This is a genomic window from Massilia sp. IC2-476, assembly GCF_020707295.1.
Classification (GTDB): domain Bacteria; phylum Pseudomonadota; class Gammaproteobacteria; order Burkholderiales; family Burkholderiaceae_D; genus Telluria.
In genome coordinates this window covers 420,957-437,678 of the sequence record NZ_JAJFER010000001.1, presented here as the reverse complement: position 1 = coordinate 437,678, position 16,722 = coordinate 420,957, and the positions used below count along the sequence as shown (strand labels likewise).

Here is a 16,722-nt window from a genome sequence, read left to right as displayed (position 1 = left end):
CCGGAAGAGTAAAAACCGGTCGAGTTTAGCACGCGGGCAATGTTTCAATCCTTCATGCATATGCAAATAATATTTGCAAAATGAATTAAAAATCCATATTTCGTATGTCTTGAAAGTGCATCGGGGTGCCACTAGATTGGATTCACCGGATGCTCACGATGAGGTCCGGCAACTTATCGCTTAACTTAAAAGGATATTTATCATGCGTACTTTCGACCTGACTCCCCTGTACCGTTCCGCCATCGGTTTCGATCGCCTGGCCAGCCTGCTCGAGCAGCGCGGCGAGCCGAGCTACCCGCCGTACAACATCGAACTGGTGAGCGAAGACAACTACCGCATCGTGATGGCCCTGGCCGGCTTCACCCGCGACGAAATCGAGATCGTGACCGAGCGTGACACCCTGCACGTCACCGGCCGCAAGCAGAAGGACGAGACCCAGCGCACCTTCCTGCACCGCGGTATCGCCGCTCGCGACTTCGAACAGCGCTTCCAGCTGGCGAACCACGTGAAGGTCACCGCTGCATCCTTCGACAACGGCATGCTGACCATCGAACTGGTGCGCGAAGTGCCGGAAGCCTTCAAGCCGCGCAAGATCACCATTGGTGACGCCAACGGCAATACCGGCAACGTCCAGGCGCTGGAACAGCGCGAAGCAGCGTAAGTCCAAGCAAGGGACGAACGCCCGCAGTACAGAGTAGTAGCTTGAAAGAGGGCGTCCCACGGGGCGCCCTTTTTGACGATGTGCTCAGGGTTTCCGTAGGGTGGGCGGCTATGCCGCCCACGCGTTCAACGTTCGTGCGCGTACTACGACGCGTACCTGCCAAGGTGATTTGAACGCGTGGGCGTTCGTAGTGCCGGCCACTGGCCTGCACTACCCCGCCCACCCTACGAACGACAGTGCATCTTAAGAGTGATGTAAGGGTGAAAGTTGCCAGCTTAAGCATTGTCTAAGCCAGCTTTGGGACACTACACCCATCGATAGACAACATCATCGGTCAACCATTTTCCATCAGGAGCACATACATGCGTAACGAAGGTGCCGTCACTGCCATCACTGCCAAACGCCTCACGCTGGCCCTGTGTGCCGCGGGCGTCATCGGCGGAGCGGTCGGTGCGCTTGCCGTCAACCATAACAACGTGGCCGCCGAAACGGCCGCCCCGGCCCCCGTGCAGGCGGCACCTGCGCCTGCAGCGGGCGGCCCTGCGGCCGCCCCCCCTTCCGCCGCACCCGCCGGCAGCGTGACCCTGCCCGACTTCACCCGCATCGCCTCGCAGAACGGCAAGGCGGTGGTGAACATCCGCGTGGTCGGCGGCATGAAGACCGCGAACCGCGGCAACACGCCGCAGATCCCGCCGGGACACCCGCTCTATGAATTCTTCCGGCAGTTCCAGGACCCCCGCTACGGCGGCGGCCGGGAAGCGCCGGCTCCCGTTTTCGGCGCCGGATCGGGCTTCATCGTAAGCCCGGACGGCGTCATCCTGACCAATGCCCACGTCGTGCAGGGCGCCGACGAAGTCACCGTCAAGCTGCAGGACCGCCGCGAATTCCGCGCCAAGGTCCTGGGCTCGGACCCGAAGACCGACGTGGCCGTGCTGAAGATCGACGGCAAGAACCTGCCGACGGTACCAGTGGGTAAATCGCGTTCGCTGCTGGTGGGCGAGTGGGTGCTGGCCATCGGTTCGCCCTATGGCCTGGAAAGCACCGTCACCGCCGGCGTGGTGAGCGCCACAGGCCGTTCGCTGCAGGACAACCAGGTGCCCTTCATCCAGACCGACGTCGCGGTCAACCCGGGCAACTCGGGCGGGCCGCTGTTCAACACCCGCGGCGAAGTGGTGGGCATCAACTCGCAGATCTACAGCCAGACCGGCGGCTACCAGGGCCTGTCGTTTGCGATCCCGATCGACGTCGCGGTCAAGATCAAGGACCAGATCGTCGCTACCGGCAAGGTGCAGCACGCCAAGCTGGGCGTCGGCGTGCGGGAAGTGGGCCAGGCCTTTGCCGATGCCTTCCGCCTCGATTCGCCGGAAGGCGCGCTGGTCGAGAGCGTCGAGCGCGGCAGCCCGGCCGAGCGCGCCGGCCTGAAGTCGGGCGACATCATCCGCCGTATCAACGGCCAGCCGATCGTGTCTTCGATCGACCTGTCGAGCAACATCTCGATGTCGAAGCCGGGCGAGCGCGTGGCGCTCGACGTCTGGCGCGACGGCAAGCTGGTGCGTGTTGATGCAACCCTGGGCGACGCCAACGCGAAGGCCAAGCGCGCGCCGCAGGAAGAGCTGGCGCAAGCGCCGGACAACAGCGCCAAGCTGGGCCTGGCCCTGCGTCCGCTGGAACCGATCGAGCGCCGCCAGAGCGGCATCGCATCGGGCCTGGTGATCGAGGATGTACAAGGCGCCGCGGCGATCGCCGGCGTCGAACCGGGCGACGTGCTCGTGTCAGTCAACGGCCGGGTGGTGAACTCGCCCGACCAGGTCCGCGACGTGGTGGCCAAGGCCAGCAAGTCGGTGGCCTTGCTGATCCAGCGCGGGAATGACAGAATCTTCATTCCGGTGCGGATTGGTTAAGGGAAGCGTAGCGTCCTCGACCCGCACGGTTTCAAGAACGGGGAATTCATGCGGCTATTGCTGGTAGAAGACGATACGATGATCGGCGAAGTAGTGCTCGACCTGTTACGGGCCGAGCACTACGCCGTCGACTGGGTCAAGGACGGCGAGATGGCCGACACGGCCCTCCTGCAAAACCAGAACTACGATCTGGTCCTGCTCGACCTGGGCCTGCCGCGCAAGGACGGGCTCGAAGTGCTGCGCTCAATGCGCACGCGCAAGGACCGCACCCCGGTGCTGGTCGCCACCGCGCGCGACTCGGTGGCCCAGCGCATTGCCGGACTGGACGCCGGCGCAGACGACTACGTCCTCAAGCCCTACGATCTCGACGAACTGCTGGCGCGCATCCGCGCGCTGCTGCGGCGTGCCGCCGGGCGTGCCGAACCCATCTTCGAATACAAGAACATCTCCGTCAACCCGGCCACCCGCGAAGTGCTGGTGGACGGCGTGGGCGTTGCGCTGTCGGCGCGCGAATGGGCCGTGCTCGAGGCCCTGGTGGCGCGGCCGGGCGCCGTGCTCTCGCGCGCCCAGCTCGAAGAAAAGCTGTACAGCTGGCGCGACGAAGTCTCCAGCAACGCGGTCGAAGTCTACATCCACGGCCTGCGCAAGAAGCTGGGCAGTGACCTGATCCAGAACGTGCGCGGCGTCGGCTACATGGTACCCAAGGCATGAGGTTTCGCCCCCGGATGACCCACTCGCTGCGTGGGCGCCTGCTGTGGTACCTGCTGGCGGCGATCACCATCGCCGCGCTGGCGCAGGCCTCGATCGCCTACCGCACGGCGCTGCACGACGCCGACCAGATCTTCGACTACCACATGCAGCAGATGGCCTTGTCGCTGCGCTCGGGCACGCCGCTGTCGAACACCGAGGCGCAGCGCCGCCTCGAAGCCCAGACCGACAAGCCCGGCACCAACAACGACGACATGGTGGTGCAGATGTGGTCCCCCGACGGGGTGCAGGTCTTCCACAGCGTCTCGCGGGCCAAGCTGCCGCAGCGCGCGGTGCTCGGCTTCTCCAACGTCAAGGCCAACAACACCGTTTACCGCGTGTTCTCGATCCAGACCGAGAACCAGACTGTGCAGGTGGCCCAGGACCTGGCCGTGCGCCGCAACATGGCGGGTAACCTGGCGCTGCGCACCCTCGGTCCGATCGCGGTGATGATGCCGATCCTGATGCTGGTCGTGTGGTGGGTGGTGAGCGGCTCGCTCGATCCGGTGGCGCGGGTGCGCTCGCAGGTCGCGTCGCGCCAGGCCGACGACCTGTCGCCGGTGTCGGAAGCCGGATTGCCGGACGAGGTGCGCCCGCTGGTGCAGGAACTGAACCTGCTGTTCGGGCGCGTGAAAACCGCTTTCGACGCCCAGCAGACCTTTGTCGCCGACGCCGCCCACGAACTGCGCACCCCGCTGGCCGCGCTGCGCCTGCAGGCGCAGAGCCTGGACCGTGCGGAATCCCCGGAAGCACGCAAGCTGGCCGTGTCGCGCCTGACCGCCGGCATCGACCGCGCCACCCGCCTGGTCGAGCAGCTCTTGGTGCTGGCGCGCCAGGAAGCGGCCGCCACCAGCACGGCCGCGCGCCCGGTCGACCTCAGCGACCTGGCCCGCCGCACCGTGGCCGACCTGGCCGGCGTGGCTGCGGCCAAGGGCGTGGACGTGGGCGTGCACCATGCCGATCCCGCCACCGTGGAAGGGCAGCCGGATGCGCTGCACATCCTGCTGCGCAACCTGGTCGACAATGCGATCAAGTACACCCCGCAAGGCGGCACCGCCGACATCTCGGTGCGCAGCGAGGGCGGGAACATCAGCGTCGCGGTCGAGGACAGCGGACCCGGCATCCCGCCGGAGGAACGCGAGCGCGTGTTCGACCGCTTCTACCGGGTAGCCGGCAGCGAAGCCGCCGGCAGCGGCCTGGGGCTAGCCATCATCAAGGCCATCGCTGAACGCCACGGCGCCACCCTGGCCCTGGGCCAGTCCGAACGCCTGGGCGGACTGTCGGCCACAGTCAGCTTCAAGCCGACCGGCGCCTGAGTCAGGATTCCTGGCCCGTCAGGATGGTTTTCAGCGCGCCCGCATAGCGCTCGCTGACCGCCACCGTGGCGCCGCAGCGCAGGGTGAGTGAGTAACTGCCGTCACCGCCGATTGCAAGGCGCGCGATCTCGCTGCGCCGCACGATCGTGCCCCGGTGCACGCGCACGAATTCGTCCGGCGCCAGCAGCCCCTCGAGACGGCTCAGGGGAATGCGGTGCAGGACGGAACGTCCGGCCAGGTGCAGTTCGACGTAGTTGCCCGCGGATTCGATGCGCAGGATCTCGCGCACGCTGACCTGCTCGATGCGGCCGACCGAGCGCACGCCGATGGCGTCGGGGTAGCGTGTCTTTTCCCCCTTGTCCGCATCCACGTAGCCGCGCACGGCCGCCCCGTAGGCATCGCGCTGGCGCTGCCTCAGCATCGCCGCGCTGCGCTCGACAGCCTGCGCCAGCCGCCCATCGTCGAGCGGCTTGAGCAGATAATCGAGGGCGTGCACCTCGAAGGCCTCGATCGCGTGCTCGCTGTAGGCGGTCACGAAGACGATCAGCGGTGGTTCGGCCATGCGGCTGATCTCGCGCGCCAGCATCAGGCCGGATTGTCCCGGCATCTGGATGTCGAGGAATACCAGGTCGACCGCCTGCCGCGCCAGTGCTTCGCGCGCCGCCACCGCGCCGCCGCACTCCGCCACCAGCTCCCAGCCCGGATGGGCCGCCATGGCCAGGCGCAGGTTCATCCTGCCCGGCGCTTCGTCGTCGACGATGAGGTAGCGGATCGCCATGCCTGTCAATCCGCGCTTGCCAGCGGCAGCCGGATCTCGGCCACGAAGCGCTTGCCCTGGCGCCCGGCGCTCAGCGATGCCTCGGAGTGCATCAGCCGCAGGCGGTCCTGGGTGTTGGCCAGCCCGAGCCCGGCGCCGGGGTTGGGCGGCGCATCCTTCCCGACCGGATTGGTGACCCGGACCAGCAGCACGTCTTGCTCCCGGATGAACGCCAGGCGGATGTCGCTCGGTCCCTCGGTGCAGTCGAGTTCATGCCGCAGCGCGTTCTCGACCAGCGGCTGCAGCAGCAGCGGCGGGCAGGGGACTTCCTGCAACAGCGCATCGGCGCCGTCGACATGCATGCGCAGCCGGTCGCCATAGCGCAGGCGCTGCAGGTCCAGGTAGTCCTGCACGAAGCGCAGCTCGGCGGCGACGGTGGTGGTGGTGCCGGCGCTGGCCGACAGGACGTAGCGCAGCAGGTCGCTCAGCAGATTGATCCCGTGCAGGGCCAGCGGCCGGTCGCCGCCGCGCACCAGGGCGCTGATCGCGTTCAGGGCATTGAAAAGGAAATGCGGCTCCAGCTGCGCGCGCAGGGCCAGCATGCGCTGTTCTTCGAGCGCGAGGCGCAGGTTGAGCATGTCGGTCTGCGAGCGCTGCCATGCCAGTTCGCGCTCCCTGGCCTGGCGGAAGTAGAAGAAGGCGAGGATGGCGGCAAAGGTGCCGGTGGTCGAAAACCAGCCGACCAGCAGCATCTTCAGCAGCAGTTGCCACGCATCCTGGACGCTGGCGATCTGCAGGAGCCCGCGCTGCCACGCCATCCACGTCCATTGCGCGGGCTGGAATAGCAGCACCAGCACGGCGAACAGGGCCACCACGTTGCGCGGTCGCGCAATCAGCGTCGGCCAGCGCGTCAGCGCACTGCTCAGGACAATGCTCAGGACGATCAGCGGCACGGCGTATTCGACGAACCAGGTGGCCAGCAGCGCCGGATAGTGGCTGTCGACCCCGGCGCGCAGGTTGTCGCTGTATGTCTGGAGTGCACCGAGGACGCTGATGGCCGTCCACAGGCAGGCCGTGACGGCGACGATCCGCGCAAAGGGCTGGAGGCGGTGGTAGAGGGAAGACTTCATCGGGAAAAGTATAGCAGCGCGCCATCGCCTCCAAGACCGCCGCCGGGCCCGGCCATCACACGGAACCCGGCATTCGTCACATAGTTGATGGCAGGGCGCTGCGGCGTTGCGCAGAATGGCCGCTACTACTACCCGAGAGGCCACCATGCCCACGCTTGTCCATTCCATGATGCGCGCCGCCGGCGCCTTCTGCGTGCTCTTCGCCCTGGCGGCGCAGGCCGCCGACCCGGTGCCTGCCGCCGTGATGCAGGAGCTGGCGCGCCAGGAGATCCCGGCCGGCGCGCTGAGCTACCGGATCGAGCCCCTGGGCGCAGCCGCGGCCCCTGCGCATGGGCTGGACGAGCGCCGAAGCGTCAACCCAGCGTCGGCCATGAAGCTGGTCACGACCCTGGCCGCCCTGGATACGCTGGGCCCCGCATACCGCTGGCGCACGGCGCTGCTGTCGGACGCCGCAGCCGCGCACGGAGCGCTGAAGGGGAATCTGTACCTGCTCGGCGGCGGCGAACCGAATCTCACCTGGGAGCGGCTCGGCGCCATGCTGCGCAGCGTGCGCGACGAGGGCATCGTCTCCATCACGGGTGACCTGGTGCTGGACCGGTCCCTGTTCGAGCCGTCCCGAACCGATATCGGCGCCGCGCCCTTCGACGACACCCCGGACGCGTGGTACAACGTGATTCCCGACGCCCTGATGGTGTCGGACGGCTTGATCAGCTACACGCTGTCTTCCGATGCATCGACGCTGCGCGTGCAGGCTACGCCGCCCTTGTCCGGGGTGCGCGTGCTGAACCGGATGACGCTGGACGACCGGCCCTGCGCCGACTGGAGCGACACCTGGCGCCAGCCGCTGGTGCAGGCCCGGGCCGACAACGGCCTGCAGATCGTGCTGACCGGCTCCTTTCCACGACACTGCAGCAAGACCGTCGACCTGGCGACGCTCGAGCGCGACGAGTACCTGGAACGGCTGGTCCGCGCCCTGTGGCAGGAAATGGGCGGGCAGTGGCGCGGCAAAGTGCGCGCAGGCAGGGTCCCGCCCGGTGCGTACATGCTGGTCGAGCGCCGGTTCGAGACGCTGGCCGAGACGGTCCGCACCGTCAACAAGAACTCGGACGCGGTCAAGGCGCGCCTGCTGCTCCTGACCATGGGCGCCACCTCCAGCACGGGCGAAGCTCGGCCAACGCTCGAACGCGCGCGCAGCCGCGTCCTCGACTGGATTGCGGCGCAGGGTGTCGATCCCGCCGGCATCGTCATCGAGAACGGCGCCGGGCTGTCGCGCCATGAACGGATCAGCCCAGCAGCCTTGTCTGCATTGCTGAAGCGCGCTGCGGCCAGCCGCTGGCAGCCCGAGTTCGCCGCCAGCCTGCCGATCGCGGCGCTGGACGGCACCATGAAGAATCGCCTGAAGGCGACTCTAGCGGCCGGCAATGCGCGCCTGAAGACGGGCACCTTGCGCGATGTCGCCGCTCTGGCCGGCTACGTGCGCGACCTGCACGGGCAGGAATGGGCCGTGGCGGCCTTCATCAACGATCCCCAGGCCGAGAAGGGGAGGGCGGTGCTGGACCGCCTGATGGCCTGGGTCGCCGAAGGCGGCGCTGCCGCGCAGCAGCAAGCGCACGACCGGTAAACCACCACCACCTACACCACATCCACACCATGCACACGATCCGAACCGGCGCCAGCGCGCTGCTGCTGGCGGCGCACGCCTGCGCCAGTGCCCAGACCACCCCGCAAGCCATGCAGCAGGTCCTCGTCACGGCCGGCGCCGCCGACGGCCGGGCGCAGTCGACCACCACCGCCATCATCGTCGGCCGCGAGGAAATCCTGCGCCAGGGCGACGCCAGCCTGGCCGAGGTACTGAAACGCCAGCCCGGCATCACGGTCGACGCCGTTCCCGGCAAGGAGGCGGCGATCCGCATGCGCGGGATGGGCGGCGGCCATGTCGCGATCCTGCTCAACGGCTTGCCCGCGCCCAGCGGCTTTTCGCTGGAATCGATCAGTCCCGACCTGATCGAGCGCATCGAGATCCAGCGCGCCGCCACGGCCGAGACCAGCAGCCAGGCCATGGCCGGCGCCATCAACGTGATCCTGCGCCGCGCCGGCCCGGCGAAAGGCGCCGGCGCCAATGAATTCAAGGCCGGCAGCGCCTTCGTGGATGGCCGCGCGGCGCCCCAGCTGCTTGCGCAGCACAGCGGCCGCAGCGGCACCCTGGCCTACACCGTGGCAGCCACCTTCAGGCGCACCGTCAATCCGGTCGCCGCCCTCAGCATCGAGGAAGGAAGCGATCCCGCCCTGCTGCGCCGCACGGCATGGACCGACCGCCAGGTCGAGGACGTGCTGGAACTGGCGCCGCGTTTCTCGTGGCAGCCGACGGCGCGTGACAGCATCACCTCTCAGAGCTATGTGCGCCGGCGCCACATCGACAACCACAAGCGCGAAGACGAGACCACCTTGGCCGGTAGCGCGACCGCCTTCCCGCACGCCACCCAGCACTTCGAGACGCGCCCGCTCCACCTCTACGCCGACCTGGCCTGGACCCGCAGGTTCGAGGGCGGCGCACGCCTGTCCACCAAGCTGGAAGGCTTTCACATGAAGCGCGAGGCGGACTTCAGCTATCGCGGCATGGACCTGCAGGACCGGCTGCTCGAATCCCACTTCGTCGCTTCCGGGCCGAGGGAGCGCGAATGGAACTTCAGCGGCAGCTGGCGCCGCCCCTTGTGGGGCAGCCATTCGCTGGCTGCGGGCTGGGAGTTCGGCCGCAAGCAGCGCAGCGAATTCCGGCGCGAACGCCACGCCGATCCCGCCGGCGCCCAGCTGTTCTCCAGCGACGAGGACTACCGCGCGACGGTCGCGCGCAGTGCGCTGTTCATCCAGGACGAATGGGACATCGACGAGCACTGGTCCGCCTACGCCGGCCTGCGCCGCGAAGACCTGCGCACGACTGGCGCCGGCAACGCGGATGCGGCGGTCGACGTCGCCGCCGGCGCGTGGAGCCCGGTGTTCCAGGCGCTGTTCAAGCCGGGCAAGGTGGATGGCAAAGGGGGCGCGCGCGACCAGTTCCGCTTTGCGCTGGGCCGCACCTACAAGGCGCCGAACATCGTCCAGCTCATGCCGCGACGCTACACGGTCGACAACAACAACAGCGCCACCAACCCGGACCAGCAGGGCAATCCGAGGCTGCGCCCGGAGCTTGCGCTCGCGGTCGACCTGGCCTGGGAGCGCCACATGGACGGCGGCGCGATGCTCAGCATCAGTGCCTTCCACAAGCGCATCCGCGACATCACGCTCGTGCGCATCGGCGAGAGCAGGGGTGTCTGGACCTCCATGCCCGAGAACGGCGGCGGCGCGACCGTGCGCGGCATCGAGTTCGAAGGCCGGACCACCCGCGGACCGCTGTCGGCCCGCGTCAACCTGGCGCGCAACTGGTCGCGGCTGGATAGTGTGCCAGGGCCGGACAACCGCATCGAGGGCCAGCCGGCCTACAGCGGCAATCTCGGGCTGGATTACGCGGCGCCCGGCAGCCGGGCCGACTTGGGCGGTACCTGGAGCTACCGGGCAGCAGCAGCCAGCCGTGCGAGCGCGCTGATCTTCAGCGATGCCGGCGCCAGGCGCCAGCTCGACCTGTATGCGGTGTGGAAGCAGGGCGCCGCCTCGCGCTTACGGCTATCCGTGGCCGACCTGCTGCAGCGCGACTACCGGGAACGCATGGTTTACGAGGGCAGCAGCCTGCTCGCACGCTCGACCGTCTATCGGGTGCGTCCGACCTGGCGCCTGATGTGGGAACAGTCCCTGTAGGCCGGGTCTCAGGCACGGGTGCCGGACTGGCAGCCCAGCCTGCGGAAGCGCTTGCGCAGGATGAGCAGGTCCTGCTGCACCGATTCCATCATCGCGGCGCGCATGCGCCGTTCCGACTGTTCCGATTCCACGATCGCCGTGCGCAGGCGCCGGCACTCGTGCTGCTGGGTGCTGCTGCGCACGCGGGTGGCGGCCGAGGTTTTGCTGGAGGAGTGCTCGGCCTGGGCCGGCACGCAGGAAAGCAGGGCGCCGGCCGTGAGGACGGCGGCGCGTGTAGCGAGTGTAACGATGGTGGTCTCCGTGAACTGGGGGATGCTCGGCTGTGCCGGCTCCCCTCGTATTTATGCAAGCGGGGGAGGATACAAGAGTTTGCGCCTTGGATTCTCTCCAATTCTCACACTTGTATTGCGCCCCGCCGGCAGGGCGGACGCGCAAACGGTAGAATGGCCGTTTTGCCTATCCGGGCCCGGCCCGACGAATTGAAGAGGAATCGATGAAGAAGCAAGCAGCCCTGTTGGCGACTGTGGCACTGGCCGGCACGGCCTCGGCGCAGGAAGTGGTGAAAATCGGCCATGCGGCCGCCGTGACCGGCCCGGTGGCCTACTTCGGCAAGGACACCGAGAACGGTGCGCGCATGGCGATCGAGGCGCTCAACGCCAAGGGCGCCGTCATCGCCGGCAAGAAGGTGCGCTTCGAACTGGTGGCCGAGGACGACGGCGGCGACCCGAAGCAGGCCACCGCGGTGGCCCAGAAGCTCGTCGACGGCCGGATCAACGGCATGGTCGGCCACGAAACCTCAGGCACCACCATCCCGGCCTCGAAGATCTACCATGCGGCCGGGATTCCGCAGATTTCGCCTTCCTCGACTTCGCCGCAATACACCCGCCAGGGCTTCAACACCGCCTTCCGCGTAGTGGCCAACGACGTGCAGCTGGGGCAGGCGCTGGGCCGCTACGCCATCGGCAACATGAAAGCCAAGCGCGTGGCCGTGGTCGACGACCGCACCGCCTATGGCCAGGGCCTGGTCACCGAGTTCGCGCGCAGCCTGCAGCAGCAGGGCGGCAGCGTCGTGGCGCGCGAGTTCACCAACGACAAGGCGACGGACTTCAGCGCCATCATCACCCGCATCCGCGCCACCAAGCCCGACCTGGTCTTCTTCGGCGGCATGAGCGCGACGGCCGGCCCGATGCTGCGCCAGATGAAGCAGCTCGGCATGAACGTGCGCATGATGGGCGGCGACGGTATCTGCTCGGACGAGATCCACAAGCTCTCCGGCGGCACCATGACGGACGGCCAGGTGGTGTGCGCGGAAGCGGGCGGGGTGCAGGGCGAAGCCCGCGCCGGCATGGACAAGTTCCGCGCCGATTACAAGAAACGCTTCGGCATCGACGTCCAGATCAATGCACCCTATGCCTATGACGCCGTGATGACCATGGCCGAGGCGATGGTGAAGGCCGGTTCCGCGCAGCCGGCCAAGTACCTGCCGGTGCTGGCGAAAATCCAGTACAAGGGCGTGACCGGACCGATCGCCTTCGACCAGCGTGGCGACATCCGCGACGGCACCATCACCCTGTACTCCTTCGAGGGCGGCAAGCGCTCCTTGCTCACCGTCACCAAATAAGGAGCGGCGCCATGGCGAGCAACGACCCGATCAAGCCGGACGCCTTTGCTGCATTGAAGGAGCGTTTCGGCCAGCAGTCGCGCAAGGCGCAGGCCTATTACACGGTCATGCACGAAGTGCGCGGCATCCTGGGCAGTGACGATGCGGCCAGCGCCTGGATGGACGAACAGCGCGAAGCGCTGGGCGACAAGAGCGCCGCCCAGGCGGTGGGCGAGGGGCGGGAAGATGAGGTCCTCGCCTTTGTCCGTTCGCTGAAGAAGTAGGCTCTTAAAACACGCCGAAGATCAGCAGCAGAACCAAGGTGAGGACGATCGAGACCGCGATCGAGCCGAGGCAACCGAGTTTGTTCGAGAAGAATACGAACATATCAGTCGCCCGGTCCTTCGCCCGGCATGGTATCGGCCATCAGGCGTAGTTCGTCCGGCGTCAGGTCTTCCGGCTTCTTGTTGGCGAGGGCGTCCAGCTCGGCGGCGGCCTGCTGCTGCGCCTTCTGCTGGCCTTGCGGCTGCGCCGCTTGCTCGCCCTGCGGCGCCCCTTGCTGAGCCGCGCCCTGCGGCTGCTCCTGCGATTTCTGTTCGTTGTTCATGATGTGCTCCCGGATGGACAGTCCAAACCTTGATGGATCCAGTGTGGCACAGCGGCGTTTTGGACGGCGTCCGGCTCGGTGTCTGTACAATACGGCAGAGTTCAACCAGGATGCATGCCATGAGCCTTCCCACCACCCTGCCTGCAGCGCACCGTCAGTTCATCCAGCACGCCCTCGAGGTCCTGCGCCTTGACCCCCGCATCGTCGGCCTGGCCGGCGCCGGTTCGCTGCTTACCGGAGAGATGGACGAGTTCAGCGACGTCGACCTGTTGATCGTCACCGAGCCGGACCAGCATGCGGCTCTGATGAGCGAGCGGGGCACGCTCGCGGCCCGGCTGGGCAGCCTGCTGGCGTCCTTCTCGGGCGAGCACGTGGGCGAGCCGCGGCTGCTGATCTGCCTTTATGATGCGCCGCTGCTGCACGTCGACCTGAAGATCGTCGCGCTGGGTGACGTCCACCAGCGAGTGGAAGATCCGGCCGTGCTGTGGGAGCGCGACGGCCGCGTCACGGCAGCGCTGCAGCACGGTGAGGCGCACTATCCGCAACCCGATCCCACCTGGATCGAAGACCGCTTCTGGATCTGGGTGCATTACGGCGCCGGCAAGATCGGGCGCGGCGAGCTGTTCGAGGCGATCGACTTCCTCTCCTTCATCCGCTCGGCGGTGCTGGGACCGCTGGCCCTGCGCCGCGCCGGCGCCCGGCCCCAGGGCGTGCGCCGGATCGAAACCCGCGACCCCGTCTTTGCCGCGGCGCTGGCGGCGACCGTGCCGCGCTACGACGCGCTCGACTGCCTGCGCGCGCTGCAAGCCTGCATCGCCCTGTACCGCGAACTGCGCGAAGAGCGGCCGCCGGGCGCAGCCGAAGCGGCGGCCGTCGCCTACGTGGAAGGAATCCGCGCGCGCCTGCCGGAGCAGGGCGCGACAGCTTGACGGCTCAGTGCTGCGGCGCGGCAGGCCCGCCGCGGCCCAGCGCGCGCTGGACGCTGCGGGCCAGCTCGGCCAGCTGGAAGGGCTTGTGCAGCAGGATGTCGTCGCCCAGCACCTCGTCGATCGCATGCATGTCGGCGTAGCCGGTGGCGATGATCATCGGGATTCCAGGGAAGACTTCGCGCGCCCGCAGCATCAGTTCGGCGCCGGTGATGCCCGGCATCAGGTAGTCGGTGATGATCAGGTCCGGGCGCCCGCGCTGCAGTTCGCGCAGGGCTGCTTCGCCACTGGCGGCCTGGGTCACCGCGTGCCCGAAGGCTTCGAGCGAGAGCACCATCGACTCGCGCACGAAATTGTCGTCTTCGACCACCAGGATGTGGAAGCCCTCTGACGCCTCCGGCGCAACGGCAGGCGGCGGCGCCGTGTCCAGGTCGCTGCCGCCGTCCCAGGCGCGCAGCCAGATCTCGACTGTGGTGCCGACTGCAGGCTGGCTGAGGATGCGCGCTGCGCCGCCGGATTGCTGGGCCATCCCGTATACCTGGCTCAGGCCCAGGCCGGTGCCCTTGCCGACCGCCTTGGTGGTGAAGAAGGGCTCGAACACCTTGTTCACCAGCTCGGGCGGCATGCCGGGGCCGTTGTCGGTGACCGCGATGCGCACATAGTCCCCGGGCGGCAGCAGGCCTTCCGGCGGCGCCGCGTTCGCGGCCTGGAACAGCAGTTCGCCGCTGCCGTCCATGGCGTCGCGCGCATTGATGGCCAGGTTCAGCAGCGCCATCTCCATCTGGTTGGCGTCCGCGAACACGCGTGCGCAGGCGGGGGCGACCTCGAAACGCAGGCCGATGCGTGAGCCGAGCGAGGTCGCCACCAGTTCGCGCACGCCGTCGAACAGGGCGCTCACCTCGGCCGGACGCAAATCCAGGTTCTGGTTGCGGGCGAAGGCCAGCAGCTGGCTGGTCAGCTTGCCGCCGCGCTGGCAGGCGCGGCGTGCGATCTCGGCGCGCTGGCGCGCCACTTCGTCCTTCGAGAGCAGCAGGATCAGGTCCATGCTGCCCTGGACCACGTTCAGCAGGTTGTTGAAGTCGTGGGCGATGCCGCCGGTCAGCTGGCCGACCGCTTCCATCTTCTGGAACTGCACCATGGCCTGCTGCACCCGTTCGCGCTCGATCACCTCGTTCATCAGGCGGTCATTGGCCTGGGCCAGCGCGCGCGTGCGTTCCTCGATACGCGACTCGAGGGTTTCGTTGAGCAGCAGCAGGGCCTGCTGGCTCTGTTGCAGGCGCGCCGCCGTGCCGGCGCTCTCGGCCAGCAGGTCGCGGGCCGCGTACTGGCGCCGCCGCGCGCGCAGCGCCGAACGCGCCGCGCTGCGAAGGGTCTGGGCGTTGAGCGGGCGCTCGAGCAGGATGATGTTGCCCAGCTCTTCCAGCCGCGTGCGCGCCTCGCCCGCCGCCAGGCCGACCGGCTTGCCCAGCAACAGGACGAAGGGAAAGTCCGACCAGGGTTCCTGTGCCGCCAGCCAGGCCTGCAGCGGGGCGAAGTCGACGCCGTGCAGGGCTTCCTCGGCCACGATGGCCATGCCGGCGCCCTCGCCGATGGCGGCAACCAGCCCGGGGAAATCATGCATCACCGTGCAGGCGGCGCCGTCCTGCGCCAGCACCGGGCACATGACTTCGGCATCGCGCCCGCGTGGCGCGAGAAGCAGGATGCGCTCGTCGTGTCGGCTAGCTGTCGACATCGGGAGGCAGGTCCGAGATCATCGGGGTCACGCCACGGTAGCTCGGCAGGCCGGAAAGGACACCGTCGAAGCCTTCGAGCGGATGGCCGATGCGCACCCCGCCGGCACCCAGTTGCAGCTCGTGGATGGTGAGCGCGTGTTCGGCGGTGCGGCTCTTGATGACGGTAATCGCCCGGCGCAGGCGGCCGTTCGACTCGAAGAAGCGCATCAGGACCGTGCTGTCGCTCAGGTAGCTCAGGTCGACGTCGGACTTCACTTCGCCGATCATGCCGTGCTGGCCCAGCACCAGCACCGTGGTCACGCCTTGCTGGTTCAGGTAGGACAGCAGTTCGTGCATTTGCAGGATCAGGTACTGCTCGCCCGGCATCGCCTGCAGGTAGGCGTTCAGGCTGTCGATGACGATGAAGCCGACCTTGGACAGTTCCACCGCGTCGCGCAGCATCTGCGCGAATTCGCCCGGCGACAGCTCGGCCGGGTCGATGTGGTGGATGCGCAGCTGGCCGCTGTCGACGTAGCCGCGCAGTTCCATGCCGAAGGCGCGGTTGCGCGCGAAGAAGGTGCCGAGGCCTTCGTCGAACAGGTAGAACGAAGCATGCTCCCCGCGCTCCAGGGCGCTCAGCAGGCAGCGCGTCGACAGGGTGGTCTTGCCGATGCCGGAGGGGCCGACCATCAGGGTATTGGTGCCGCGCACCAGGCCTCCCCCGAGCAGGGCGTCCAGGCCGCTTGAACCGGTCGGATGCACCATCGGGACGAAGTCGCGTATGTGTTCGGCCGCGACCAGGCGCGGGAACATGGTGATGCCGCCGGTGTCGAGCAGGTAGTCGTGGTAGCCGCCGCGGAAGCGGATGCCGCGCATTTTGATGATCTTGACGCGCCGGCGCTCCTTGCCGAATTCCTTGGCGATCTGCTCCAGGCTGATCACGCCGTGCGCGATGCTGTGCAGGTGCTGGTCGGACTCGCTGGTCTTGTCGTCCAGGAGCAGAACGGTGCAGGCGCGCGCCGCGAAGAACTGCTTGAGCGCGAGGATCTGGCGCCGGTAGCGCAGCGGGTTCTGCGCCAGCAGGCGCATCTCCGACAGGCTGTCGAACACCACCCGCACCGGCCGCACCGCGTCGATCTGGTTCATCACGTTGCGTGTGGTCTCGCCCAGTTCGATTTCGGACGGATGGAACACCGACTGCTGCGCATCCGGATCGAGTTCACTGTCGCCGGCCAGTTCGTACACCGACAGCGCGCCGATGTCCCAGCCGTGGCTGGCCGCCACCGCCGCCAGTTCGTCAGCGGTCTCGGACAGGGTGATGTACATCCCGCTTTCGTTCTTCGCCGCGCCGTCGAGCAGGAACTGGAGCCCGAGGGTGGTCTTGCCGGCGCCGGGCGAGCCTTCGACCAGGTAGATGCGCTGCGGCGTCAGGCCGCCGCCGAGGATGTCGTCGAGGCCGGCGATGCCGGTGGAAATGCGGGTATTGACAGCGGTACTCATCGTGCGGCCTTGCGTGTGCCGCGACAGCGGCGGGGGAGTGGCCGTCGCTTGCTGCCGACGGAATATGCAAGGCATT

The 16,722-nt window shown here is 67.8% G+C and carries 15 protein-coding genes; 9 read left to right on the top strand and 6 right to left on the bottom strand.

The features are described 5' to 3' along the window. Positions 1-202 precede the first annotated feature (202 nt). The 4 genes from LK539_RS02030 to LK539_RS02015 all read left to right on the top strand — a co-directional run bounded on the left by LK539_RS02030 (position 203) and on the right by LK539_RS02015 (position 4,625). Complete coding sequence (locus LK539_RS02030) at positions 203-661, top strand: Hsp20 family protein (protein WP_227799238.1); 459 nt, start codon at positions 203-205, stop codon at positions 659-661. Positions 662-1,023: 362 nt separating this feature from the next. Continuing rightward, on the top strand, positions 1,024-2,562 hold the full coding sequence (locus LK539_RS02025) for a Do family serine endopeptidase (RefSeq protein ID WP_227799237.1): 1,539 nt from the start codon (positions 1,024-1,026) through the stop codon (positions 2,560-2,562). Between the two features lie 48 nt (positions 2,563-2,610). Next, the gene (locus tag LK539_RS02020; RefSeq protein ID WP_227799236.1) at positions 2,611-3,273 is read left to right on the top strand and encodes a response regulator transcription factor; all 663 of its coding nucleotides are present in this window, start codon (positions 2,611-2,613) and stop codon (positions 3,271-3,273) included. Between the two features lie 14 nt (positions 3,274-3,287). Then, positions 3,288-4,625 (top strand): ATP-binding protein, encoded by a 1,338-nt coding sequence (locus tag LK539_RS02015; RefSeq protein WP_227799235.1) that lies wholly within the window; start codon positions 3,288-3,290, stop codon positions 4,623-4,625. A gap of 1 nt (position 4,626) precedes the next feature. On the opposite strand, the gene LK539_RS02010 is transcribed toward LK539_RS02015, so the two are convergent. Then, positions 4,627-5,403 (bottom strand): LytTR family DNA-binding domain-containing protein, encoded by a 777-nt coding sequence (locus LK539_RS02010; RefSeq protein ID WP_227799234.1) that lies wholly within the window; start codon positions 5,401-5,403, stop codon positions 4,627-4,629. Between the two features lie 5 nt (positions 5,404-5,408). Beyond that, positions 5,409-6,512: a sensor histidine kinase gene (locus LK539_RS02005; protein ID WP_227799233.1), complete on the bottom strand. Its 1,104-nt coding sequence runs from the start codon at positions 6,510-6,512 to the stop codon at positions 5,409-5,411. Positions 6,513-6,657: 145 nt separating this feature from the next. On the opposite strand from LK539_RS02005, the gene dacB reads away from it, so the two are divergent. Both dacB and LK539_RS01995 read left to right on the top strand, forming a co-directional pair. Continuing rightward, positions 6,658-8,133 carry a D-alanyl-D-alanine carboxypeptidase/D-alanyl-D-alanine-endopeptidase gene (dacB, locus tag LK539_RS02000; protein ID WP_227799232.1) on the top strand — a complete coding sequence of 492 codons (1,476 nt, stop codon included), beginning with the start codon at positions 6,658-6,660 and terminating at the stop codon, positions 8,131-8,133. Between the two features lie 29 nt (positions 8,134-8,162). Beyond that, positions 8,163-10,301: a TonB-dependent siderophore receptor gene (locus LK539_RS01995; protein WP_227799231.1), complete on the top strand. Its 2,139-nt coding sequence runs from the start codon at positions 8,163-8,165 to the stop codon at positions 10,299-10,301. Between the two features lie 8 nt (positions 10,302-10,309). Here the strand turns inward: LK539_RS01995 and LK539_RS01990 are convergent, their stop codons facing one another. Continuing rightward, on the bottom strand, positions 10,310-10,534 hold the full coding sequence (locus LK539_RS01990) for a hypothetical protein (RefSeq protein WP_227799230.1): 225 nt from the start codon (positions 10,532-10,534) through the stop codon (positions 10,310-10,312). Between the two features lie 260 nt (positions 10,535-10,794). Here LK539_RS01990 and LK539_RS01985 point away from each other — a divergent pair, with 260 nt between their 5' ends. Beyond that, a complete protein-coding gene (locus LK539_RS01985; RefSeq protein WP_227799229.1) occupies positions 10,795-11,922 on the top strand; it encodes a branched-chain amino acid ABC transporter substrate-binding protein in 1,128 nt (375 codons plus the stop codon). An 11-nt stretch (positions 11,923-11,933) separates the two neighbouring features. Next, on the top strand, positions 11,934-12,185 hold the full coding sequence (locus LK539_RS01980) for a hypothetical protein (RefSeq protein WP_227799228.1): 252 nt from the start codon (positions 11,934-11,936) through the stop codon (positions 12,183-12,185). Between the two features lie 104 nt (positions 12,186-12,289). Here LK539_RS01980 and LK539_RS01975 read toward each other — a convergent pair whose 3' ends face one another. Further along, positions 12,290-12,508 (bottom strand): hypothetical protein, encoded by a 219-nt coding sequence (locus LK539_RS01975; RefSeq protein ID WP_227799227.1) that lies wholly within the window; start codon positions 12,506-12,508, stop codon positions 12,290-12,292. A gap of 119 nt (positions 12,509-12,627) precedes the next feature. Here LK539_RS01975 and LK539_RS01970 point away from each other — a divergent pair, with 119 nt between their 5' ends. After that, on the top strand, positions 12,628-13,437 hold the full coding sequence (locus LK539_RS01970; RefSeq protein ID WP_227799226.1) for a nucleotidyltransferase domain-containing protein: 810 nt from the start codon (positions 12,628-12,630) through the stop codon (positions 13,435-13,437). 4 nt (positions 13,438-13,441) lie between these two features. On the opposite strand, the gene LK539_RS01965 is transcribed toward LK539_RS01970, so the two are convergent. Together LK539_RS01965 and LK539_RS01960 are read right to left on the bottom strand one after the other, a co-directional pair. After that, positions 13,442-15,166, bottom strand: coding sequence for a response regulator (locus tag LK539_RS01965; RefSeq protein WP_227799225.1), 1,725 nt, complete (start codon positions 15,164-15,166; stop codon positions 13,442-13,444). Next, the gene (locus LK539_RS01960) at positions 15,153-16,646 is read right to left on the bottom strand and encodes an ATPase domain-containing protein (protein ID WP_227799224.1); all 1,494 of its coding nucleotides are present in this window, start codon (positions 16,644-16,646) and stop codon (positions 15,153-15,155) included. Before LK539_RS01960 ends, LK539_RS01965 begins: the two co-directional genes overlap by 14 nt. Between the last annotated feature and the right edge of the window lie 76 nt (positions 16,647-16,722).

Bases quoted from the DNA above. Each gene is read 5' to 3' on its own strand.
- LK539_RS02030 (WP_227799238.1), top strand. From the start codon at position 203: ATGCGTACTTTCGACCTGACTCCCCTGTACCGTTCCGCCATCGGTTTC.
- LK539_RS02025 (WP_227799237.1), top strand. From the start codon at position 1,024: ATGCGTAACGAAGGTGCCGTCACTGCCATCACTGCCAAACGCCTCACG.
- LK539_RS02020 (WP_227799236.1), top strand. From the start codon at position 2,611: ATGCGGCTATTGCTGGTAGAAGACGATACGATGATCGGCGAAGTAGTG.
- LK539_RS02015 (WP_227799235.1), top strand. From the start codon at position 3,288: ATGACCCACTCGCTGCGTGGGCGCCTGCTGTGGTACCTGCTGGCGGCG.
- LK539_RS02010 (WP_227799234.1), bottom strand. From the start codon at position 5,403: ATGGCGATCCGCTACCTCATCGTCGACGACGAAGCGCCGGGCAGGATG.
- LK539_RS02005 (WP_227799233.1), bottom strand. From the start codon at position 6,512: ATGAAGTCTTCCCTCTACCACCGCCTCCAGCCCTTTGCGCGGATCGTC.
- dacB (WP_227799232.1), top strand. From the start codon at position 6,658: ATGCCCACGCTTGTCCATTCCATGATGCGCGCCGCCGGCGCCTTCTGC.
- LK539_RS01995 (WP_227799231.1), top strand. From the start codon at position 8,163: ATGCACACGATCCGAACCGGCGCCAGCGCGCTGCTGCTGGCGGCGCAC.
- LK539_RS01985 (WP_227799229.1), top strand. From the start codon at position 10,795: ATGAAGAAGCAAGCAGCCCTGTTGGCGACTGTGGCACTGGCCGGCACG.
- LK539_RS01980 (WP_227799228.1), top strand. From the start codon at position 11,934: ATGGCGAGCAACGACCCGATCAAGCCGGACGCCTTTGCTGCATTGAAG.
- LK539_RS01975 (WP_227799227.1), bottom strand. From the start codon at position 12,508: ATGAACAACGAACAGAAATCGCAGGAGCAGCCGCAGGGCGCGGCTCAG.
- LK539_RS01970 (WP_227799226.1), top strand. From the start codon at position 12,628: ATGAGCCTTCCCACCACCCTGCCTGCAGCGCACCGTCAGTTCATCCAG.
- LK539_RS01965 (WP_227799225.1), bottom strand. From the start codon at position 15,166: ATGTCGACAGCTAGCCGACACGACGAGCGCATCCTGCTTCTCGCGCCA.
- LK539_RS01960 (WP_227799224.1), bottom strand. From the start codon at position 16,646: ATGAGTACCGCTGTCAATACCCGCATTTCCACCGGCATCGCCGGCCTC.